Annotated in this window: 15 protein-coding genes; 3 read left to right on the top strand and 12 right to left on the bottom strand. The window is 48.8% G+C overall.

What is annotated here, in order from left to right; all coding sequences use genetic code 11:
• Nucleotides 1-9 precede the first annotated feature (9 nt).
• The 11 genes from SPIGRAPES_RS05935 to SPIGRAPES_RS05985 form a co-directional block, all read right to left on the bottom strand.
• Entirely contained in the window at nucleotides 10-627 is a 618-nt protein-coding gene (locus SPIGRAPES_RS05935; RefSeq protein WP_014269863.1) for a hypothetical protein, read from the bottom strand.
• Nucleotides 628-720: 93 nt separating this feature from the next.
• A complete protein-coding gene (locus tag SPIGRAPES_RS05940) occupies nucleotides 721-2,631 on the bottom strand; it encodes an NAD(+) synthase (protein ID WP_014269864.1) in 1,911 nt (636 codons plus the stop codon).
• A gap of 2 nt (nucleotides 2,632-2,633) precedes the next feature.
• Nucleotides 2,634-3,785 (bottom strand): class I SAM-dependent RNA methyltransferase, encoded by a 1,152-nt coding sequence (locus SPIGRAPES_RS05945; protein ID WP_014269865.1) that lies wholly within the window; start codon nucleotides 3,783-3,785, stop codon nucleotides 2,634-2,636.
• Nucleotides 3,775-5,514, bottom strand: a complete 1,740-nt coding sequence (locus SPIGRAPES_RS05950) for a M3 family oligoendopeptidase (RefSeq protein ID WP_014269866.1) — start codon at nucleotides 5,512-5,514, stop codon at nucleotides 3,775-3,777. The genes SPIGRAPES_RS05945 and SPIGRAPES_RS05950 overlap by 11 nt, the downstream gene beginning before the upstream one ends.
• Nucleotides 5,515-5,571: 57 nt before the next feature.
• Complete coding sequence (locus SPIGRAPES_RS05955; protein ID WP_014269867.1) at nucleotides 5,572-6,927, bottom strand: sigma-54-dependent transcriptional regulator; 1,356 nt, start codon at nucleotides 6,925-6,927, stop codon at nucleotides 5,572-5,574.
• Complete coding sequence (locus tag SPIGRAPES_RS05960) at nucleotides 6,924-8,243, bottom strand: sensor histidine kinase (RefSeq protein WP_014269868.1); 1,320 nt, start codon at nucleotides 8,241-8,243, stop codon at nucleotides 6,924-6,926. The genes SPIGRAPES_RS05955 and SPIGRAPES_RS05960 overlap by 4 nt, the downstream gene beginning before the upstream one ends.
• 17 nt (nucleotides 8,244-8,260) lie before the next feature.
• Nucleotides 8,261-9,442 (bottom strand): ABC transporter permease, encoded by a 1,182-nt coding sequence (locus tag SPIGRAPES_RS05965; RefSeq protein WP_014269869.1) that lies wholly within the window; start codon nucleotides 9,440-9,442, stop codon nucleotides 8,261-8,263.
• Nucleotide 9,443: 1 nt separating this feature from the next.
• The gene (locus SPIGRAPES_RS05970; RefSeq protein ID WP_014269870.1) at nucleotides 9,444-10,118 is read right to left on the bottom strand and encodes an ABC transporter ATP-binding protein; all 675 of its coding nucleotides are present in this window, start codon (nucleotides 10,116-10,118) and stop codon (nucleotides 9,444-9,446) included.
• A 9-nt stretch (nucleotides 10,119-10,127) separates the two neighbouring features.
• Nucleotides 10,128-11,264 (bottom strand): efflux RND transporter periplasmic adaptor subunit, encoded by a 1,137-nt coding sequence (locus SPIGRAPES_RS05975; protein WP_014269871.1) that lies wholly within the window; start codon nucleotides 11,262-11,264, stop codon nucleotides 10,128-10,130.
• A gap of 12 nt (nucleotides 11,265-11,276) precedes the next feature.
• Nucleotides 11,277-12,719: a hypothetical protein gene (locus SPIGRAPES_RS05980; protein ID WP_014269872.1), complete on the bottom strand. Its 1,443-nt coding sequence runs from the start codon at nucleotides 12,717-12,719 to the stop codon at nucleotides 11,277-11,279.
• A 109-nt stretch (nucleotides 12,720-12,828) separates the two neighbouring features.
• Nucleotides 12,829-13,554 (bottom strand): SDR family oxidoreductase, encoded by a 726-nt coding sequence (locus SPIGRAPES_RS05985; RefSeq protein ID WP_014269873.1) that lies wholly within the window; start codon nucleotides 13,552-13,554, stop codon nucleotides 12,829-12,831.
• A gap of 96 nt (nucleotides 13,555-13,650) precedes the next feature.
• Between SPIGRAPES_RS05985 and ftsH the strand changes: the two genes are divergently transcribed.
• Genes ftsH through rlmKL form a run of 3 tightly spaced genes read left to right on the top strand, consistent with a single transcriptional unit; the run spans nucleotide 13,651 to nucleotide 18,837 of the window.
• Nucleotides 13,651-15,639 carry an ATP-dependent zinc metalloprotease FtsH gene (gene ftsH, locus SPIGRAPES_RS05990; RefSeq protein WP_014269874.1) on the top strand — a complete coding sequence of 663 codons (1,989 nt, stop codon included), beginning with the start codon at nucleotides 13,651-13,653 and terminating at the stop codon, nucleotides 15,637-15,639.
• 11 nt (nucleotides 15,640-15,650) lie between these two features.
• Entirely contained in the window at nucleotides 15,651-16,574 is a 924-nt protein-coding gene (locus SPIGRAPES_RS05995) for an Hsp33 family molecular chaperone HslO (protein WP_014269875.1), read from the top strand.
• 16 nt (nucleotides 16,575-16,590) lie between these two features.
• Nucleotides 16,591-18,837, top strand: coding sequence for a bifunctional 23S rRNA (guanine(2069)-N(7))-methyltransferase RlmK/23S rRNA (guanine(2445)-N(2))-methyltransferase RlmL (gene rlmKL / locus SPIGRAPES_RS06000; RefSeq protein WP_014269876.1), 2,247 nt, complete (start codon nucleotides 16,591-16,593; stop codon nucleotides 18,835-18,837).
• Nucleotides 18,838-18,910: 73 nt separating this feature from the next.
• Here the strand turns inward: rlmKL and SPIGRAPES_RS06005 are convergent, their stop codons facing one another.
• The gene (locus SPIGRAPES_RS06005) at nucleotides 18,911-19,666 is read right to left on the bottom strand and encodes a class I SAM-dependent methyltransferase (RefSeq protein ID WP_014269877.1); all 756 of its coding nucleotides are present in this window, start codon (nucleotides 19,664-19,666) and stop codon (nucleotides 18,911-18,913) included.
• Nucleotides 19,667-19,723: the final 57 nt, after the last annotated feature.

The raw sequence follows: 19,723 nt of genomic DNA on the forward strand, positions 1-19,723 counted from the left end.
CAACAAATGCTAAAACATTTTCAGGGACAACGCAAGGGAAAGTGTACTGTCTTTCAATTGGAACATTTTCCACCAAGACTGTGAATCTGCAACTGTTTCCAACGTTGCAGCGCTTTCCATCAAATACCGCACATGAAATCCAACGGAACCCAATTCGGTTGCAACCCCTGCCATCAGATACACAGGAGACTGCATGGTTGCCTCGAAAACGCCCGTACTGGAAGTCGAAGCCGGCGATTTATCTGCCAGTTCATAATAAGAGGTTCTGTTATCTTCCCCGGAAAGGACATACATGATACTGGCACCGAAACCCAGTTCCAAATGCAACAGGTCACCAACCAAAGGAGTGTTTATCCCTGCCATCCCGATAAGCAATGCCCCCTGCCCTTCATCACTGCACTGGCTCGGGAAAACAAAGACCTGTGCCTGCAAGAAAGACATACGAACCAGAAGTTCCCCACCGAATTTCCAATTCTCGCCATTGCTCATCTGGGAGAAATAACCGGAATCATCGGATGGAGAATAAGCGCCACCGAAACCTAGACTTACGTCATAGAAACTCCGGGCACTCAAGGAAAAGGGTACTATCAGACAAATGGCCAAAATGACCAGGGCTCTCTTTTTCATAAAAACTCTGCTGCGCTCCTCATTTCTATAACAGGATAAGGGGTAGTAGGGATACATAATTTTGTGTTTTTTTTAAAAAACTCCGGCCGCAAATCATGAAAGCAGGTCAAGTTCAGTTTTCCACAAGGCCACTGAAGCATCGCTGGGCATTCTCCAGTCCCCTCTCGGAGAAAGGGTAACAGAACCAACCTTTGGGCCATCGGGCAAACAGGATCGTTTGAATTGCTGGCTAAAAAAACGCCTATAGAACGTGAATAACCATTTTTTAATTACTGTTCTCTCATACTTTTCACCAAAAGCCGCGATGGCCAGGCGATAGACTTTCCGCGGAGAAGATCCCCAACGTACAATCTGGTAGAGGAAAAAGTCATGCAGTTCATAGGGCCCCACAATATCCTCGGTTACCTGGCTTATAGTACCTTCGGATGTAGAAGGAAGCAGTTCGGGACTCACCGGGGTCGCTACCACATCAAGGAGTACTTTCTTGAGCCTGTCTTCGCTTTTCATGGCGACAAAACTGACCAAGTGGCGCACCAGGGTCTTTGGGACAGAACAGTTGACCCCATACATGGACATATGGTCCCCATTATAGGTAGCCCAGCCTAAAGCCAGTTCCGAGAGATCCCCGGTTCCCACCACCATTCCATTGCATTTGTTGGCAAAGTCCATTAAAACCTGGGTCCTTTCCCTTGCCTGACAATTCTCATAGGTGACATCAAGGGTTTTCCCATCGTGCCCGATGTCCTTGAAATGCTGCAACACTGCCTTGCTGATGGGAATAGTCGTAAGGCTGACACCCAATTCCCTGGCAAGGACCACAGCATTGGATTTTGTCCTTCTGGTTGTCCCGAAGCAGGGCATGGTAATGGCCTGGATCCCTTTTCTGTCCAGTTTAAGTGAGTCAAAGGCTTCTACGCACACCAGAAGGGCCAAGGTAGAATCCAAGCCGCCTGAAAGCCCGATGACAACGTTTTTGCACATAGTATGTTCCAGGCGTTTCTTCAAGCCGAGGGACTGCAACGTCATTATCTTCTCGCACCGGATTTCCCTCATCGCAGGGTCAGAGGGTACAAACGGGGAAGGATCTACAAACCGCGTAAGGATGGTTTTGGTCTCTTCAAGGGTAAAAGGCACGAAGATATATTCCCCCGATCCTTGGTCGAAGGTATTGACCCGCATCCTTTCAAGGGCCAGTTTCCCGGTATCGATCTGGGTTATAAGCAATTCCCCATTGGAATTGAATTGTTCACCCAGCAATATTCCGTTTTCATAGATCAGGTTATGACCACAGAAAACAAGGTCGGTCGAGGACTCCCCATAGCCTGCATCGCTATAGATATAGGAACAGATGAGTTTGGCACTCTGCGAGGAGACCAGATTCCTCCGGTATTGCTTTTTCCCTACCAACTCATCGCTGGCCGAACAGTTTGCAATGACGGTGGCCCCGGCGAGGGCTAAACCTGTACTGGGGCTCAAGGGAACCCAGAGGTCCTCACAAATCTCGACACCCAGGACGAATTCGGGAACATTAGCGCAGGCAAAGAGCAGATGGGTCCCGAAAAGGCACCGTTGTCCGCCAAGTTCAACTTCGCGGGTTTTCTCATCAGGGGTGCTGAACCAACGCCTTTCATAATATTCCTGGTAGTTCGGGATATTCTTTTTTGGCACGATCCCAAGGATTTTCCCTTTGTGCACTACCACGCCACAGTTATACAGATGCCCAAAGAACACCAAGGGAGCACCAAAGACCACTACCAAATCATAGGAAGCAGAATACGCAGCCACTTCAGCTACAGCATTCCTGGCTTCTCTTTGGAGGGTCCGCTGCAAAAAAAGATCCCCACAGGTGTATCCAGTAATTACCAACTCAGGCAGTACCAGAAGCGAAAGGTGCTGTTCACCCGCTTTGGCAATGCCTTCCTTGATCGATTCCATATTGAATTTACAATCTGCCACCTTGACTGCAGCCGAATAGGCCGCACAGGAAATAAATCCGTCATTCATCGTTACAGCTCCTTGCGGTCAAGCACTACAGCCACTTCCTGGTGAAAGGTTTGGGGATACAAATCAAAAACCTTCAATACGCTTGCAGTATATCCTTGCTCTGAAAACCGTTGCAAGTCTCTTGAAAGCGTTACGCTATTACAGGAAATATATATGATCCTTGCAGGTTTCCACTTTGCAATCTGGGCAGGCACCGAATCTTCCAGACCGGTACGGGGAGGGTCTACCACAACAGTATCGACCACCCGTTTCTTTGACTTCCCCCATTGCTCGACGGAATCGGTAAAAAACTCCACATCGGGTATGTTTCTCTTTGCCAGGCTAAGACAGAGCCTGTCTCGTTCCACGCTGACAATCTTCCTTCCCTTCTGGGACAGAAAGGAGCTGAAGGTGCCAACCCCGCTGTACAGGTCCATCACCTCGTTGCCAAGGCAATAGGACTGGACAAACTGCCCCATTTGCCCCAACAAATACCTGTTTCCCTGGAAAAATACATTTGCAGAGACCCAAAAGCCATGGCCATCGACGGTGGCAAGCACTGCCTCATCTCCAAACGATATTTTCTTGTCCCCCGCAAAGGCATTGATTTCGACATAGGGGGTTTTACTGGATTTCTGGGAAAACCTCGTTTTACGGGCAACCTCAAGTATGGCATTCTTCCTGGCCAAAACCTCGTTGAGAGCATCGACAAGGATGGGACAGGACCTAATGGGCACCAAGGTGTTACTCTTCTTGGCAAGGAACCCTATATCATTGGAAGCGAGGTCCACATGGAAGCGTACCCGACTCCGGTATGCCCAAAAAGGACCACCTACGGTCGGTTCTATGTTCAGGGAACCGGAGCTGACAGAACCAATTCTCGACAGATTATCCAAAACAAGGTTCAGTTTGGCTTCCGCTTGTCGTTCACTTGCAAGGTGTTGCAGATCACAGCCTCCGCAGATGCCATAATAGGGACAAGGGGGGTCTACCCTGTCTTTTGAAGGTTCAAGGACTTTCGTCGTATGTGCGTTGATGTAGCCTTTCTTCACCTGATCGATTTCATAGGCAACCAATTCACCGCTCAAAGCTCCCTGGACAAATAGGCTCTCACCCGTTTCAAGACGGGTAAAGCCACTCCCCCCCTGGACTAATTTCTCTATTCTAGCAACCATTGGAAAACTCTTTGACATACGTCGCGATGAGATCCATTCCCTGCTGCCAAAACTGTTCACTGGTGATGTCGCATCCCATCGTAGAGGCAACATGCATGGCACTATCGCTGCCTGTCTTTTCGAGCAAGGCAACATATTTATCGGGAAATCCCTGGGGATCTTTTGCCCTTTCGGCATAGAGGCCGAGCGCAAATAACTGCCCAAAGGCATACGGGTAGTTATAGAACGAGAAGTCACTGTTGTAATAGTGGCCTTTCACCGCCCACATATAGGGGTGATAGACATCAAGGCCTTCGCCATAGGTCCTTTTCTGGCATTCGACCATAAGAGAAGAAAGCTGGTCAGCTGTCAATTCATGATCAGAGCGCTGCGCGAACACTTCCTGTTCAAAATAGAAACGGCACAGGATATCGACACAGACCTGGCAGGCATCCTGCAAGAAATGTTCGACCAGGGTGTACCGTTGCTCAGCTGTACAATTGCTGACAGCTCCCTGGAATACAATATATTCGCTGAAAATGGAGGCTGTTTCTGCCAAGGTCATCGGATAGGTTCTCAGCAGATGACTCTTTGGCAACACGATACTGTCATGGTAGGCATGCCCTAGCTCATGGGCAAGCGTCGAAACCCCATTGAACGAATAATCGAAATTGGAAAGGATGCGACTGGTCTGGGCAATGGGAAAACAGGTATCGTAAGCCCCTCCAACCTTTCCTTTTCTTGGCTCGGGGTCAATCCATCCCTCTGTAAATGCCTTTTGGGCAAACCTGCCCATATCGGGGCTGAAGGAGGAGAATTGCTCAATGATAAAAGATTTTGCATCCTCCCAGCAATAGCGTTTCCCTCCCTTGCCGACTGGGGCAAACAGATCGTAGAAAGCACAGTGTTCCAGGCCCAGTGCTGAAGCCTTGGCCTTCAGATAGGACTGAAACAGGGGAAGGTTTTTCTCCAAGGTTCCTATAAGGGCCGAAAGGGTTTTCCCATCGATTCTAGACTGGGAGAGCGAACGACTGAGTGGGCTTTCGTAACGCCTTGCCTTGTCGAGGGTCAACGTCGTTCCCTTCACCCCATTGAGCGAGGCGGCAAAGGCCGTTTCATAGGTTTTCCAGACTGACAGTTCTTTCTCAAAAGCTTTGCAGCGGATCGTTCGGTCTGCATTGAAAGCCTCATTGCGAAGCTCGATTACGGTCTTGCTTGTCTGCTCATCCCACTGAGTACTGGCAGAGGAAGACAACGATTCCTGCAGGCGGGAAAAAGCCTCGGTACCGCTCCTGTTCAGATCGGAAGCCAAATCCTCCATTTCAGCAGAAAGCAAATGGGACTGGCGTTCAAAAAGCTCCCCGATGACATAGCAATAGGACTCAAGCGGCTGCCCCTTTTCGGTAAGGGATAGGACCCTCTCCTTTTCTTGGGCAAGAAAATTCAGCATCACAACGTCCAGATGCTGGACAGAGAGATATATTTCCCCGACTTGGTTCACTGCTTTAAGAAACACGGGGTTCGTAGTTTCTGTAGTAAGGCAACAGGAAGTGTAGGCATCGAGGTTCTCATAGTAGTCGAGTATCAATTCATAGTCTTTGACAGCCTGGCAGAGATCATAGGAAACCGAGGATAGGTTTTGCTCCAGGGTTTTGCAAAGGGAAACGACCTTCTGTAGGTCAGAGCAGAATTCCATACTATCTGCAGATGGATAAATTGGGCTTAAGTCCCAACGAGGTAATGTAGCCATAGTGAGTACTCCTTCACCGTCATATAGTACCTCTGGCGAGGTAAAAGTCAACCGCCGTTACAGATTCAAACCATACTCTGCAATTTTGTTGATAAGCGTTCTTCTGCTTATCCCCAGTTCCTCAGCGGCGTGGGTCCTGTTGCCCTCCCACCTGTGCAGGGCGTGGATAATGGCGTCGACCTCGGCATCCCTGAGACTTTTCGCCTCGGAGTCCTCCGCCGAGGGAGAGGACTTCTCCTGGGATTTCATAGAGACCGATCCCCTGAGGTCCAGATCATCGGCTTGGATTTCCTGTCCATCGGCAAAGATAACGGCGCGTTCGAGAATATTTTCAAGTTCCCTGACATTTCCAAAAAAATCATGGGCACAGAGTAGCTGCAGGGCATCTGAACTGAACCCGGTTACCTTATGGCCCATCTGATAGTTCAAACGCCTGAGAATACCTGCCGATAACAAGGGAATGTCTTCTCTCCGGTCCCGAAGGGGAGGAATCTGGATTCTTACTACATTCAACCGATAGAACAGGTCTTCGCGGAATTTACCTTCCCTCACCATCTGTTCAAGGTCTTTGTTTGTCGCTGCAATAATACGGGCATTGATGGGCATGGGGGTTGTTCCCCCCAGGCGGGTGATTTTACGGTCCTGCAGGACGCGAAGGATCTTGACCTGCAGGGAAAGAGGCATGTCGCCGATTTCATCGAGAAAAAGCGTGCCCCCACTGGCAAGTTCAAACATTCCGGTCTTTCTGCTGGCTGCGCCGGTGAAAGCTCCTTTCTCATAACCGAACAGTTCGCTCTCCAAAAGGTTTTCGGGGACTCCCCCGATATTTATGGCAACAAAGGGACCTTCGCTGACCAAAGAGAAAGCGTGTATTTCCCTGGCTACGACCTCTTTGCCTGTCCCGCTTTCCCCGGTGATCAAAACCGTCGAGCTGGTGTCCGAGATTCTGGCAATGATTTCCTTGATCTTCTTGATAGCAGGGCTATCCCCGACAAACACCTTTTTGTCATCTTCACTGCTGTTTCTGGTTTCCGACTCTACGAGGTTTCTCAGATTCTGGGCCTCGACGAGCTTCTTCAACCTGATCACCAGTTCCTCCGGGTCGAAGGGTTTGACAATATAATCCTGGGCCCCTTCCTTCAAGGCAGATACCGCGTCGCTGATATCGCCATGGGCACTGATCATAATGACAGGCATCCTGAAACCTTCCTGCCGTATCCAGATGATAAGGGAAAGGCCATCCATCCCTGGCATTTTCAAATCGACCAGACAGGCATCATAGGGGTTCTCTTTGAGCATTCTCTGGGCCGAAAGCCCATTTTCTGCGCAGTCACTCTCAATACCATCGAGACTGAGATAGCGATGCATCAAATCACGGATATTCGGTTCATCGTCTACAATCAGGATTTTCATATAGTTTCCTCTTCAAGCAATTTCGTACTATGGATGGAATGAGGAAGAATTACCTCAGCAACAGTTCCACCCCCCTCCCTGGCATACAGCCGGATATTCCCACCCCTGGCCTTCACAAACTGGCTGGATATAGAAAGCCCGATACCCGATCCATGGATTTTCGTCGTAAAGAAAGGATCAAATATCTTCTTCTCGTCCCCTGCCTTGATACCATCCCCACGGTCCAGGACAAATATGTGGAGATAGCCCTTCTTATCCTCGAAAATATCGATTTCAACCTGCGGGTCCCTGTCAGTACAACTCTCCAGTGCGTTTTTCAAAAGGTTCTCGAAAACTGAGCGGGCACGGTCGACATCGATGAGAATTTTGGCATGTTCACTACAGGTGAATTTTATTGGTTTGTCAAACCGTCTGATCAATGTGGTGAAAAGCTCATTGAGATCGACGGTAACGGGAGTTCCCAGGGGATTGCGCAAAAAGTCACTTACCTTGTTGGTAAGCTGGGTGAGGCGAAGCACTTCCTGCTCGATGAGCACAAGGTCAGAAAGATTTTCTTTGGGGAGAATTTTCTTGAGCAAGGCCAGTTGGATGGTAATTGCGCTCAGGGGGTTCTTGATTTCATGGGTCAAAGTCCTTGCCGCCTGCCCGAGGTTGACCAGGCTTTCCTGCTTTGCCAGCGTTTCCCGATAGTGGCGGTTATTGCCATAGATGCGCAAAACCAGCAAAAACAGACCGATGAGGATAAAGGTCGATACTATGCTGATTATCCTGACCATGACAAGGCGATGGTGATACTGCTGCCCGTCGAACAGGATATACAGGACATCCGGGAAATCAATAGGGGAAGGGAGCAATCCATTCTCAGAAAGGGTAAGTTCACCGGTATCAAGCAAAATGGTAAGACGGGAATACCGGATGTATTCAATCATCCCCGATTCTGTATTATACGTTGCCGTTCCGGTTTCCATATTCCCTTTTGTGGAGGTATTGGAAAAGATTTCCAAGGGAATGGTAAGGGGGACATTGCCGAGACTCAAGACTTTCTTGCCGGTGGAACTGTATACTCCGATTCCACTGATGCCTTCATCCTGCATCGTTTTCATCGCCTTGGAGGAACTGTCCTGCAACGCGAGGAAAACAGAATTGAACGAACGCTCCGCTTCGGATTGCATCCTCAGTTCTTCCCTGTCCATGATGGCTGTGGTAAGGAAAATTACCAATCCGATCAGGACCAGGAAGGCGAACGACAAAGAAGGGATGACAAAAATAGGTTCCCTCCCATCGACAATCATCCAGTGTGATTTATTCCCTCTCATGCTTTCTCCAAGGACTTCTACTCATAATTCAAAGCTTCGATCGGATCCAATTTTGATGCTTTCATGGCTGGATACCAGCCAAAAAACACTCCCACAAACATGGAAAATCCCATTGCAAGTATGAACGAGCTGTATGATAAATGCAACGACCATTTCATGACGTTGGTTACTGCAAGGCTCAACAAGGAGCCTAAAAGGATTCCCAAGATGCCCCCGATGAGCGTCAAGGTTATAGCTTCCGAGATAAACTGGCCACGTATTACATTGGGAGAAGCTCCCAGGGCCTTTCGGATTCCGATCTCCTTGGTTCTCTCAGCCACGGAAACAAGCATGATATTCATGATTCCGATTCCACCGACTAGCAGACTGATCGCGGCGATGGCAGCGAGGAACGCGCTGAACGTCCCGGTTATCTCATTTGCCATCTCAGCAAGGGTTGCCGGGCTGAACAGGTTATATCCATCGGTACCAACCAGATCGTCAAGGAATTCGGTCACTTTGTCAGACACTGCAATCGTATCATATCCCTGCGCAACCTTCATGACATAGGACCCTACACTGGTCGTATTCCTGAATCGCTGCTCATAGGTGTTGTAGGGAATGAATACGCTACCGTCATAGGAGAGGTTGAACGTTGCATCCTTTGCAGCCAGAACCCCTATTACCTGATAGCTTTTAGCCTGGTTGCGGAAAATACTGACGTACTGGCCAAGGGCATTACCGTCAGGAAACAATTCATCCGCGATGTCTTTGCCCAGGACCACAACCTGACGTCGGTTGATATTATCGAGCTCAGAGAAGAAAGCTCCCTCGTCATACTCGAGCTTCAGGACCGTCCCATAGCCGGAAGGGACCCCGGTTACCGTTGCGTTTATATTTTGCTGACCATTGCGTATCTGGGCGTTGCTATTGTTCTGGGGAAGAATGATTTCAAGCCCCTCAATATTTTTCATCAGGGTATTGCTGAAATCCTCCGTAAACGTCCCTGTGGTACGTTGTCCGTAGGAAGGATATACGGTCACGAGATCTAAGCCCCCGACAGCAATGCTTTCGGTGATGCTTTTTGAGGCACTGTCCCCGATGGTAAGGATGGCAACAACGGAGGCCACCCCGATGACAATACCCAAAAGGGAAAGGGCCGTGCGGAGTTTGCTGCCACGCATTGCGGAAAAAGCGAGTTTTATGTTTTCGAAAATCATGCTACTCCTCCAACTTTCCGTCGCGGATGCGGATCTGGCGCAGACAGCGCATTCCCAATTCTCGGTCATGGGTGACAAAGACCACGGTGCGGCCTTCACTGTTCAGCTCTTCAAAAAGCTCCATTATCTGGTTCCCTGTCTTGGAGTCGAGGGCCCCGGTCGGTTCATCGGCAAGCAGGATGGCTGGATTGTTTACCAACGCCCGTGCAATTGCCACGCGCTGCTTTTGGCCTCCTGACAATTCGTTTGGCCTGTGGTGCATACGGTCGGAAAGCCCTACCCGCTCCAAAGCCTGCATAGCCTGTTGCTTGCGTTCCTTGACCCCCATCCCGGCATAGAGCAACGGGGTGATGACATTTTCCAGGGCAGTCATCTTGCCAAGCAGGTTGAACTGCTGGAACACAAAGCCGACTTTTTGGTTACGGATATAGGCCAATTCGGTCTCATTCAGGCCTGCGGTATTCTCCGAATCTATATTGATCAAACCACTTGTTGGCGTATCAAGACAACCGATGAGGTTCATCATCGTTGACTTGCCACTCCCGGAAGGTCCCATGATGGAGGTGAATTCCCCCCTTTTTATATCGACACTCACCCCGTCGAGGGCTTTTACGATATAGTCCCCGACAAGAAAATAGCGTCTGACATCTTGCAACTGAATTACACTGTTTGCCATCGGTATTCCTTAAAAATTCCTTGGTGGCTGTCCACCATTTTGTGGGGAATTGCCACCACCTGTCATCGCTGCAAAAGCTGAAGCAGAGGTATCTGTCTTTCGGATCACCAGGGTATCACCTACTTTCAGGTCCCCAGTCAGTAATTGACAAATTCCTTCTCCGAGGTATTTGACGGTGACAGTCACTTTCTCGGTAGAACCATCTGCAAGTTTTTTGGTAACCGTGCTGGTTCCCCTGTTCGTAGTAACGGCACTCTGGGGAAGCAGAGTCAAGGTAACCTGTCCTTCTACCACGATCGTGCCATCAAAGGTAAAACCGGGAGCCAGGTTCTTGGGGGGATTGTCAATGGTTATCTCGACGTCCATAACCCCGATTCCCTGGGTAGTATAGCGACCTAGCATTGGGATGTAGGTCACGACGCCCTGCAGGGTTTCCCCGGGAAGGGAATCGAACACCAACGAGGCCGTTTGGCCAACCATCACATATTGCATGTCGATTTCGTCGATTTCCACGGTAGCCTTGAGTTTTGATCGGTCAATAATGGTCATTGCTGTTTTGCCAGCCTCAAAATAATCGCCTTCACTGACTGCTACATCGGCAACGACACCGTCGAAACTTGCATAGGCTTGGGTGTAGTCGAGGTTGTTTATGGCGTTTTTCAGCTGGAGGTTAAGTAGTTCAAGGTCGCGTTGGCTGCCGTTGAGCTGGGCGGTTTCTATATCTGCCTTGAGTTTTGCCACGGCATACTGCGCATTGGTATTATCAATGGCGACAAGCGAATCACCTTTCTTGACCGTATCCCCTTCTTTGACGGAAACCTTGGTTATGGTTCCTGTCGATCGCAGGATTACCGCCTGGGTGTCATTGGGTTCCACATAGCCCGAAAGGTCAATCGTGGTCGTGTAGGAATTTTCATATACCTTGGCTTCCACTTCCTTGACGGTAGAGGAAGGGGCTTTTTTCTCATTCCAGGGAAGATAACCGTTCTCTTTGTAAAAAGAATAGGTAAGGTAGGAAGAGACAAGAAGGGCAATGACCAAGACCCAGGTAATGGTCCTTTTTATTCTCCTCTGCCGTAATTTTTTCCGGAGTTGGTTGCGCACTTGGTTCTCAGTGCTCATTTCATTGACAGGTTCATTCATCATGTATCATCTCCCTCAGAGTTGTAGACTATGTATTTTGTTTTGCAAAACCAGGCCATTGAGCAGCTGGATGTTTGCCTCATAGGAATCCAGTTCCACGGTAAAGGCAGCATCTTCTACGTCACTAAGACGTGCAAGTCCTTTCTCCAGCAAAGTCCTTTGCTGCTGCAACACCTGAGTGTGATAAAGAACGGTGTTTTCCATCAACGCCTGGGCAAGGTTCCAAGCGGCGATTTCCCCGTTCAGCGAAGAAGCATCGTAGAGATATTTTGTCAGGGCATTGCTGTAATCGATCTGGGCCAACATGACCTGGTTCTCGAGTTTCTGCATATTAAGCTTATCTACCAAGGAGGTACTGTTGTTGTTCCAGGAACCCGAGACGGTCAAAGTCGGGGTAAAATCGCCGGAATCAAAATTATAACTTCCCGAGGCAGATGCGCCAAGGGAAAAAGTCTTGGCAGAAAATTGCCCCCCGATTGAACCTTTGACCCTGGTAATATCGGAACCTATCGTGTTAGCGGTTGTAACATTGGTAGAGGGAACGGAAACCGAACCACTCAAGCCCAAGGTCCTGTTAGTCTGTTTGGCTTGTTCAAATTTCAGGTCTTCCTTGGCAATATCCCAGGCCAGGGCCTTGAGAGCTACAGAGGTATTCCCCTTGGGATTGGGCGTAAAGGAAAGATCGGGAACAGGGATGTCACTCACTCCCTCCCAGACGAGTCCGGTAAGGACTGTATATTGCTGTTTTACAAGTGTGGCATTCGACTGGAAACTTGCCAGGGAACTGCGCAGGCTTTCCAGCGTATTCATCTTTCCTTGGTAGGAAAGACTCTTTTCATCCATTGTCTTGAGCTTGAGGGAGTTTTCGATTTCAGTCTTGAGGTCTGCAATCTTTTTCTCGGTTTCCTTGATAGATTTCTCAATAGTGAGCAACGAGATGACCTGCTCGAAAAGAGAGGACTGGAAACTGGTAACATTGCTATCGTAGGTATAATTTCCCAGAAGCGAATTCTGCTTGCTTAAAAGGGTAGATCGTTCATCACCGGTTTCCCCATACGTAATGGTGTGACCGGCAGCGACATAGGGGGAAATAGAATACCCAGAATTGGAGGGCATACATTGCGTGGACCCAGTCCCTACAGTGATGCTCGTATCCCCCTCATCGGGAAGGGTGAACGTCACCGAGGCATCGCTCGTACCGAAAATATAGCCATCGAGGGTATTGTCATAGGTAGTGCTGACTTCACCGCTTTTCACCTCGATTCCCAGCTGGTTTTCAGAATCACTGATGGAGACTGCAAGGTCACTATTGCTTTTTATCAGTTGATAACTTTGTATCTGGCTGCTTGAGGCCAAGGCCTTCTGGACAATATCACTCAGGCTTGCACTGAAAAGGGGGATAATCCCCAAGGCGAATACAAGCAACGAGGTAAGTGCCCTCGTATAATTCTTCTGCATCACAACTGTTCTCCTACCATGCATCTTTAGTAATGAATCGCTTTTATAATCGTATATTTTTCAGGATTGGGGTAACAAAAACCAATAAAAACACAATAAATCACAATCCTTACAATAAATGTTGACCGCCATCGACCCGTAACGTCTCCCCGGTCACAAAGTAAGAGGAGAGGAGAAACCAAACCGCCTCGCAGACTGCAGAGGGGTTGCCAGTGGTTTTCAACGGGAGTTTTTGTGCCATCTGGGAAAAATACTGACCGTCGTCAAACGGAAGAATCAGTCCCGGGGCAACCTCATTTACCCGTACCGTAGGGGCAAGGGCTATAGCAAGGGCCTTGGTCTCCCCCGCCAAAGCACCTTTGGAACAATAATAAGAAGGACGGGAGGCTGTCGGGTTGGAGAGCCTGGTATCGGTGATATTCACCACCGAGCCTGAAGCCTGCCTCGCTTTCAGGTGCAAGTAGAGATATTTGGCAAGAAAAAACGGAGCTGCTGCATGCAATGCCATATCCTGCTGCCAGGTTGCAACGTCAACTTCCTCTATGCTTTTTCTGGAAAACACGGAGGCACTATTGACCAAACCGTCTACTCTGCCAAAAGGCTCGACAAACCGGGAAAACAGATCCTGGAGACGTGAGGTATCACAAAGGTCGCCCTGTACAACAGCAACCCCAAACCCTTTCCCCTCCAGTTCTTTTTGTAGGGATACAGCTTCGGTAAAGCTCGTATTGCAATGCAATACCAGACGGCATCCTTTCTGGGCAAGGAATAGCGCTATTTCCCTTCCTACCCTCTTCGCTGAGCCTGTTACAATAATTACGTCACCTTTATCCATACCGCAACTATAGCGATGTTGTTGCCGATTGACAATTGCAACAGTATATTCAAAGTGTGGCAAACAGACAGAACGGTATTGTAAGGAATATAATCAATGGAAAATAACGTACACGATAATAGCCAGGAATTCTCCCATCACGAAAAAGATTGGAAAGATGAATTCAAGAAACGATTCTCCCAGGAACCAGGGGTTCACCTCGGGGGAAATGACCCGAAGAACAAAAAGAAATTTACGTTTTCGTTCTGGTATTTCTTTATAATCCTCTTGGTATTCATTGCCTTGAATACCTTTATGGTAACAAAAAGCAGCAATGTCTATTCTGTAGACTATAACCAGTTCAAAGCCCTTGTCTCGAACGGGACTATCAAACGGGTAGAAATCCAGGATGAAAAATATATAGGGTATTCTTTTACCAAGGAACAGGCCGTAAATGACCTGAAGGGTATCGTGAGCGACCCGTCCTCGGCCACCGATTCGATGGGTCTCTTGCAGTCCTTCAGTACCTATATCGTGAATGATCCCTCATTTATTCCGCTTTTGGATACCTATAAGGTTGAGTATTATGCCACGGCCCCGGAAAAACCCGGCATACTCTCCTCACTCCTTTCCTTTATCCTTCCCATGGTGTTTGTCTTGTTGATCTGGAGATTCCTGTTTTCCAAGATGGGACAGGGCGGACAGGGAGTACTATCCTTCAACCAGAACAAGTCGAAAATCGTTGCAGAAGGCGATACTGGTGTCAGGTTTGACGATGTTGCCGGTGCAGATGAAAGTAAATATGAGTTGGAAGAGGTCGTCGACTTCCTCAAACACCCGGAAAAATATACCGAGATCGGTGGTAAAATCCCCAAGGGTGTCTTGTTGGTAGGTCCTCCCGGAACGGGAAAAACCTTGTTGGCAAAAGCAGTTGCCGGTGAAGCCGGGGTGCCGTTTTTCAAGATGAGTGGCGCAGACTTTGTAGAGATGTTTGTCGGTGTAGGTGCTGCAAGGGTTCGCGACCTGTTCAAACAAGCCCGTGAGAATTCCCCCTGTATCATATTCATAGACGAAATAGATGCAATCGGAAGATCTAGGGTTTCGGCAGGTATCGGGGGAAATGACGAACGCGAGCAGACCCTCAACCAGTTGCTTGTCGAAATGGATGGTTTCGACTCAAGGACAGGGGTCATTATCCTCGCGGCAACAAACAGGCCTGAAATACTTGACCCGGCTTTGCTTCGCCCCGGCCGTTTTGACCGTCAGGTTCTCATTGATAAACCGGATCTTGAAGGAAGGTTTGCCATTTTGAAAATCCACACGAAAAACATCAAGCTCGACAAGGATGTCAACCTGAAGAAGATCGCCCAGTCTGCAGCTGGTCTCGCCGGAGCCGACTTGGCCAACATAGCCAATGAGGCAGCCCTGCTTGCTGTCAGGCAAAAAAGAACAGCTGTCAAGCATGTTGATTTCGAGGAAGCAATTGAAAAATCAGTGGCAGGGCTAGAAAGAAAAAGCAGGATTCTCAACGTCAAGGAACGCGAACGGGTTGCCTTCCATGAAACAGGACATGCCCTGACAGCCTACCTGACCAAGGGAGCGGAACCAGTCAGCAAGATTTCCATCATCCCCCGTGGCCTGGGAGCTTTGGGCTATACCCTGCAATATCCCACCGAGGACAGGTTTCTGCTTTCCCAGAGTGAACTTCTGGGCAATATTGACACCCTGCTCGGGGGACGTGCCGCAGAAGAAGTGATGTTCAAGGAAATCTCGACCGGGGCCGGCAATGATATCAGCCGGGCAAGCGATCTCGTACGAAGAATGATCTGTGAGTTTGGCATGAGCGACCGATACAGAAACATCACCCTTCCGATGACCCAAAGCGGTATCGCAGGGGTTTCGGGATCCCGGGAATATTCGGAAAAAGCCCAGGAATACATCGATACCGAAACAGCAAGGATTGTGAACGAACAGTATGAAAAAGTCAGGTTGAACCTGGAAAAAAACAGAAAAGCCTTGGAAACCATAGCCAATAGATTGCTCGAGAATGAAGTAATCGACGGAACAGAGTTCCAAGCCCTTGCAAAAAGTGAAGTCATTGTCTAATCTGAACCAGTATGATCAAGAAGAAGATTGAAGACAAAGAATTACTGGACCATCTAGCCTCCTTGCCCGAAGATGTCAGGGAGGTGTTTCTTATGCAAAACGGTCAAATCCGCCTGACTGCGTTGCAAGCGACACAGATGCTTTGCCAGATGAAAGCCAACCATGAACTGGGTGTCCTCGAAACCTATGTACTGGGACAGGCATATCTCGCTGCGGGACTGCTGAGTGCCACTGTCAAAGGGAATGACCGTGTTCAGCTGAATATTGAGTGCGGAGGCCCCATCAAAGGGGTGCATGTAGAGGCCTGGGCCTGTGGTGCAGTGAGGGGTTATCTCAAGCAGGTACCCATTCCCATCACGAAGCCTATGGAGGATTTTAATCTCAATGAACTGTATGGGCCAGGCTTTCTGTCGATTTCAAAACTGATAGAAAAGAATAAAAGCCCATTTACCGGCCAGGTAATGATGCAGTACGGGGATCTTGCAAAAGATTTGGCACTGTATTACCTGCAATCAGAACAAACCCCCTCCCTGTTCTTCCTGTCGATTCAGTTTGACAAAACCGGTTCAGTGATTGGGGCAGGGGCCTTATTCTTACAGGCGATGCCCGGCTGTGATGAAAATTTACTTGATGTTCTTCAGGAAAAAGCTACTGCATTACCGAGTATAGGGAGTTTCCTTTCCAAGGGAGGCAGCATCCAGGAGTATGTCCAGAAAGAATTTTCTGATTTTTCCGTAGACCATCTGGCCCATCAGGGCCTTGGCTTCTCGTGTCCCTGCAACAGGGAAAACTTTGCTAACTATCTTGAAAGCCTCAGTAAAAAAGAGCAGCAGGATATCCTCACGAATGGACCGTTACCACTGCAGCTTGTATGTTTCAACTGCAATACAACCTATGAATTTGATAAAGATGAACTAGAACACTTGTTTTCTTAGCAAGTGGGGAGAAAGAATGATTTTTTTTGCAACATCAGCCCTATACATGAATGACATTGTCGAGCAAGAAGCCCTCAATGCAGGAGGGACTGATATCCGTACCGTTTCCGGGGGAGTAGAATTTGCCACAGACCTTGCAGGAGCCTACCGCTTCTGCCTTTGGTCCCGAACCTCGACCCGGCTTCTGCTCGGATTATTTGAAGATGAGGATATCCGTTCAGCCGATGAGCTCTATGAAGCTTCTGTTTTAATCCCCTGGGAAAACTGGATTACCCCAGAGCAAACCTTTGCTGTTTCCGAAACAGTCAAGAACTGCTCCTATCTGAGAAACTCTCATTTTGGAGCCATCAGGCTTAAAGATGCAATCGTTGACAGGATCCGGGAAAAATTTGACGACCAGAGACCCCAGGTAGATAAAGAAAACTGCGATGTAATGTTCCATCTGCATGTCGACGGGGACCATGTCAGCTGGTATGTCGATTTCTCAGGAAAAGGTCTCTACAAGAGGGGTTACCGTCTGGAACAGACCGATGCCGTCCTAAGTGAATACCTTGCTGCCTCGGTTCTTTTCAGGAGCGATTGGCGCAAGGCCATGGAAAGGGAAGAACAGGTCCCTGTCCTCCTCGACCCCTTCTGCGGAGCCGGGACCCTTGCCATCGAAGCTGCCTTGTGGGCAACCGACCAGGCCCCAGGTCTTGTCACAGCCCGCAGGTTTGCCTTCTTCGACCTGCCCATCCACGATCCCGATCTTTGGGAAGACCTTGTTGACGAAACCCTTGCAAAGGGCGTATTGGGACGACAGAAAAATGTAAAGATCCATGCTTGGGATATCGATCCAAGGGCAATCGAGATGGCAAAGGACAATGCAAAGACTGCCCAGGTTGACCAGTTTATCGATTTCCAGGTAAAGGATTTTACCAAGATTACAAAAGAAGATGTACCGGAGGGTATTGGCTATGTCGTGACCGATCCCCCCTATGGAGTACGGATGGCTTCTGAGGAACGCCCCCTTGAGATGCTCTACAGGGTAATCGGTCGTCAGTTCAATTCCCTCTTTGGAGGCTGGCATATTGCCATTCTGTGCGGACAGCAAGAACTTCTAAGCTTCGTCGATATGAAACCAGACCGGACCAATACCGTAAATAACGGGGGGATTCCCTGCCAGATCGCTCATTACTATGTATTTAGCGACGATGAACGACAGGCTATGATCGACAGGGCAATTCAGAAAAAAGCCGAACGGCTGGCCCAACCTTTGAGCGACGGCGCCCAGATGGCCTATAACCGCCTCAAGAAGAACCTCGACCGCATTGTCCCCATCATGGAAAAACAAGGGGTTACTTGTTATCGTATCTATGATGCCGATATGCCTGAATACAGTGCGGCTATCGACTTGTACGAGAACAAGTACATCAGCCTGCAGGAATATGCTGCTCCTTCCACCATTGATGTAGATGATGCCTTAAAAAGGCTCAACGAACTCATTGACGCTACCGAGCGGGCTACCGGCATCGAACGGGACATGATCTTCGTAAAGCAGAGAACACAGCAGCGAGGGGACAACCAGTACGAGAAACTCGGACAGGGAAGCAAGTTCTATCTGGTGAACGAGAACGGGTCACGGTACATGGTAAACTTCACCGATTACCTCGACACAGGGCTCTTTCTCGATCACAGACCTATCAGGGCCGAAATTGCCTCTATGGCAGAAGGCAAGCGGTTTTTGAACCTGTTCTGCTATACTGGTTCGGCTACCGTACAGGCAGCAAAGGGAAATGCATTGAGCACGGTCAGCGTAGATGCCTCGGCTACCTACCTTGACTGGGCAGTGAAGAACATGGAACTCAATGGGTACACCCAGATGAACCATTTCTTCTATAAAAGTGACTGTATCCAGTACCTCTACGATACCTATGACCGGTTCGATTTGATTTTCTGCGACCCCCCCACGTTCTCAAACAGCAAGGGAAGGGATAGTTTCGATGTAGACCGTGACCAAGTGAAGCTTATCAAGGCCTGCATGATGCACCTTGACCCGAAAGGCACTTTGATCTTCAGTTGCAACTATCGGAAATTCAAATTGGATGAGTCCTTGCTCGAGGAATATGATATCGAGAATATCACCCCGAGAACCATCGGTGAGGATTTTGAACGTGACCAAAAGATCCATTACTGCTTCCTCATCAAATTCAGGTCGATGGCCAAGAAAGCCCCTGTAAAGACAGGAAGGAAGTTGGTTCTGAAAAAGAGCGAGCAGAAATAAGCAATCATTACAGAAAACATGGGAGCAGGGCAAAACCCCGCTCCCTGTTTTTATACCCCTGTTATTGCTTTCTTTATCGCTTTTCTGCTCTGAACCGCAACCGCACATAGTCGATTATCCAGTCTTGGCCGTCGAACAGTTGTTCTTTCAAAGCCTCTTCCGCTTCCCCTCGTATTTGTTCCTGCATTTCCTCTGAAAGCGTTGCAAAAGGAGCGGTAACAAACATGTCAATCCAGTTTCTCAGCCCTTTTGTCCCTTCCATTTTGGTAGGTCTATCAAATAAAGAGGCATAGGTCACGAGCAGACCTGCTTGTTCAAGTAGTGCCGAATACTCCCCAATCGAAGGAAAATAATGGGGATGGACATATAAAAGGCCACGTTTTGCAAAGGCATTTGCCAATGCAGAATGCACAGCCTGGGCACATCCAAGCCCTCCCATCTCTGCAACCAGGATCCCCCCTTTCTTAAGGGCACGGGCAATATTTCCCAGTAACACAGGTTGTTTGCTTTTCTCAATCCAATGAAAGACCGCATTGGAAAAGGCTGCATCGAATTCTTCTGTGAAATTCAGCTCCAAGGCATCCAGGTTGCGGATATCCAAATGGGGAAACTGGCTCTTCGCCTTCGCTACCATGTCATTCGATCCATCAATTCCGGTAACCAAAGCCCCTGCAAGGGAGAGAGCATCGGTAAGGACGGCACTCCCACATCCAATGTCGATAATCTTTTTGCCACGTACCGGGCCAAGAAGAGTTACAAGGTCTTTTCCATACCCGTACACAAAACTGCATTGCTCTTGATAGCTATTGGGGTTCCATTGTTTATTCATGGGGATACTGTATCATCACTGCAAACAATTGTTCCAGCTGTAAAGAGTGTGGTACAG

Source organism: Sphaerochaeta pleomorpha str. Grapes (assembly GCF_000236685.1).
GTDB classification, from domain to species: domain Bacteria; phylum Spirochaetota; class Spirochaetia; order Sphaerochaetales; family Sphaerochaetaceae; genus Sphaerochaeta; species Sphaerochaeta pleomorpha.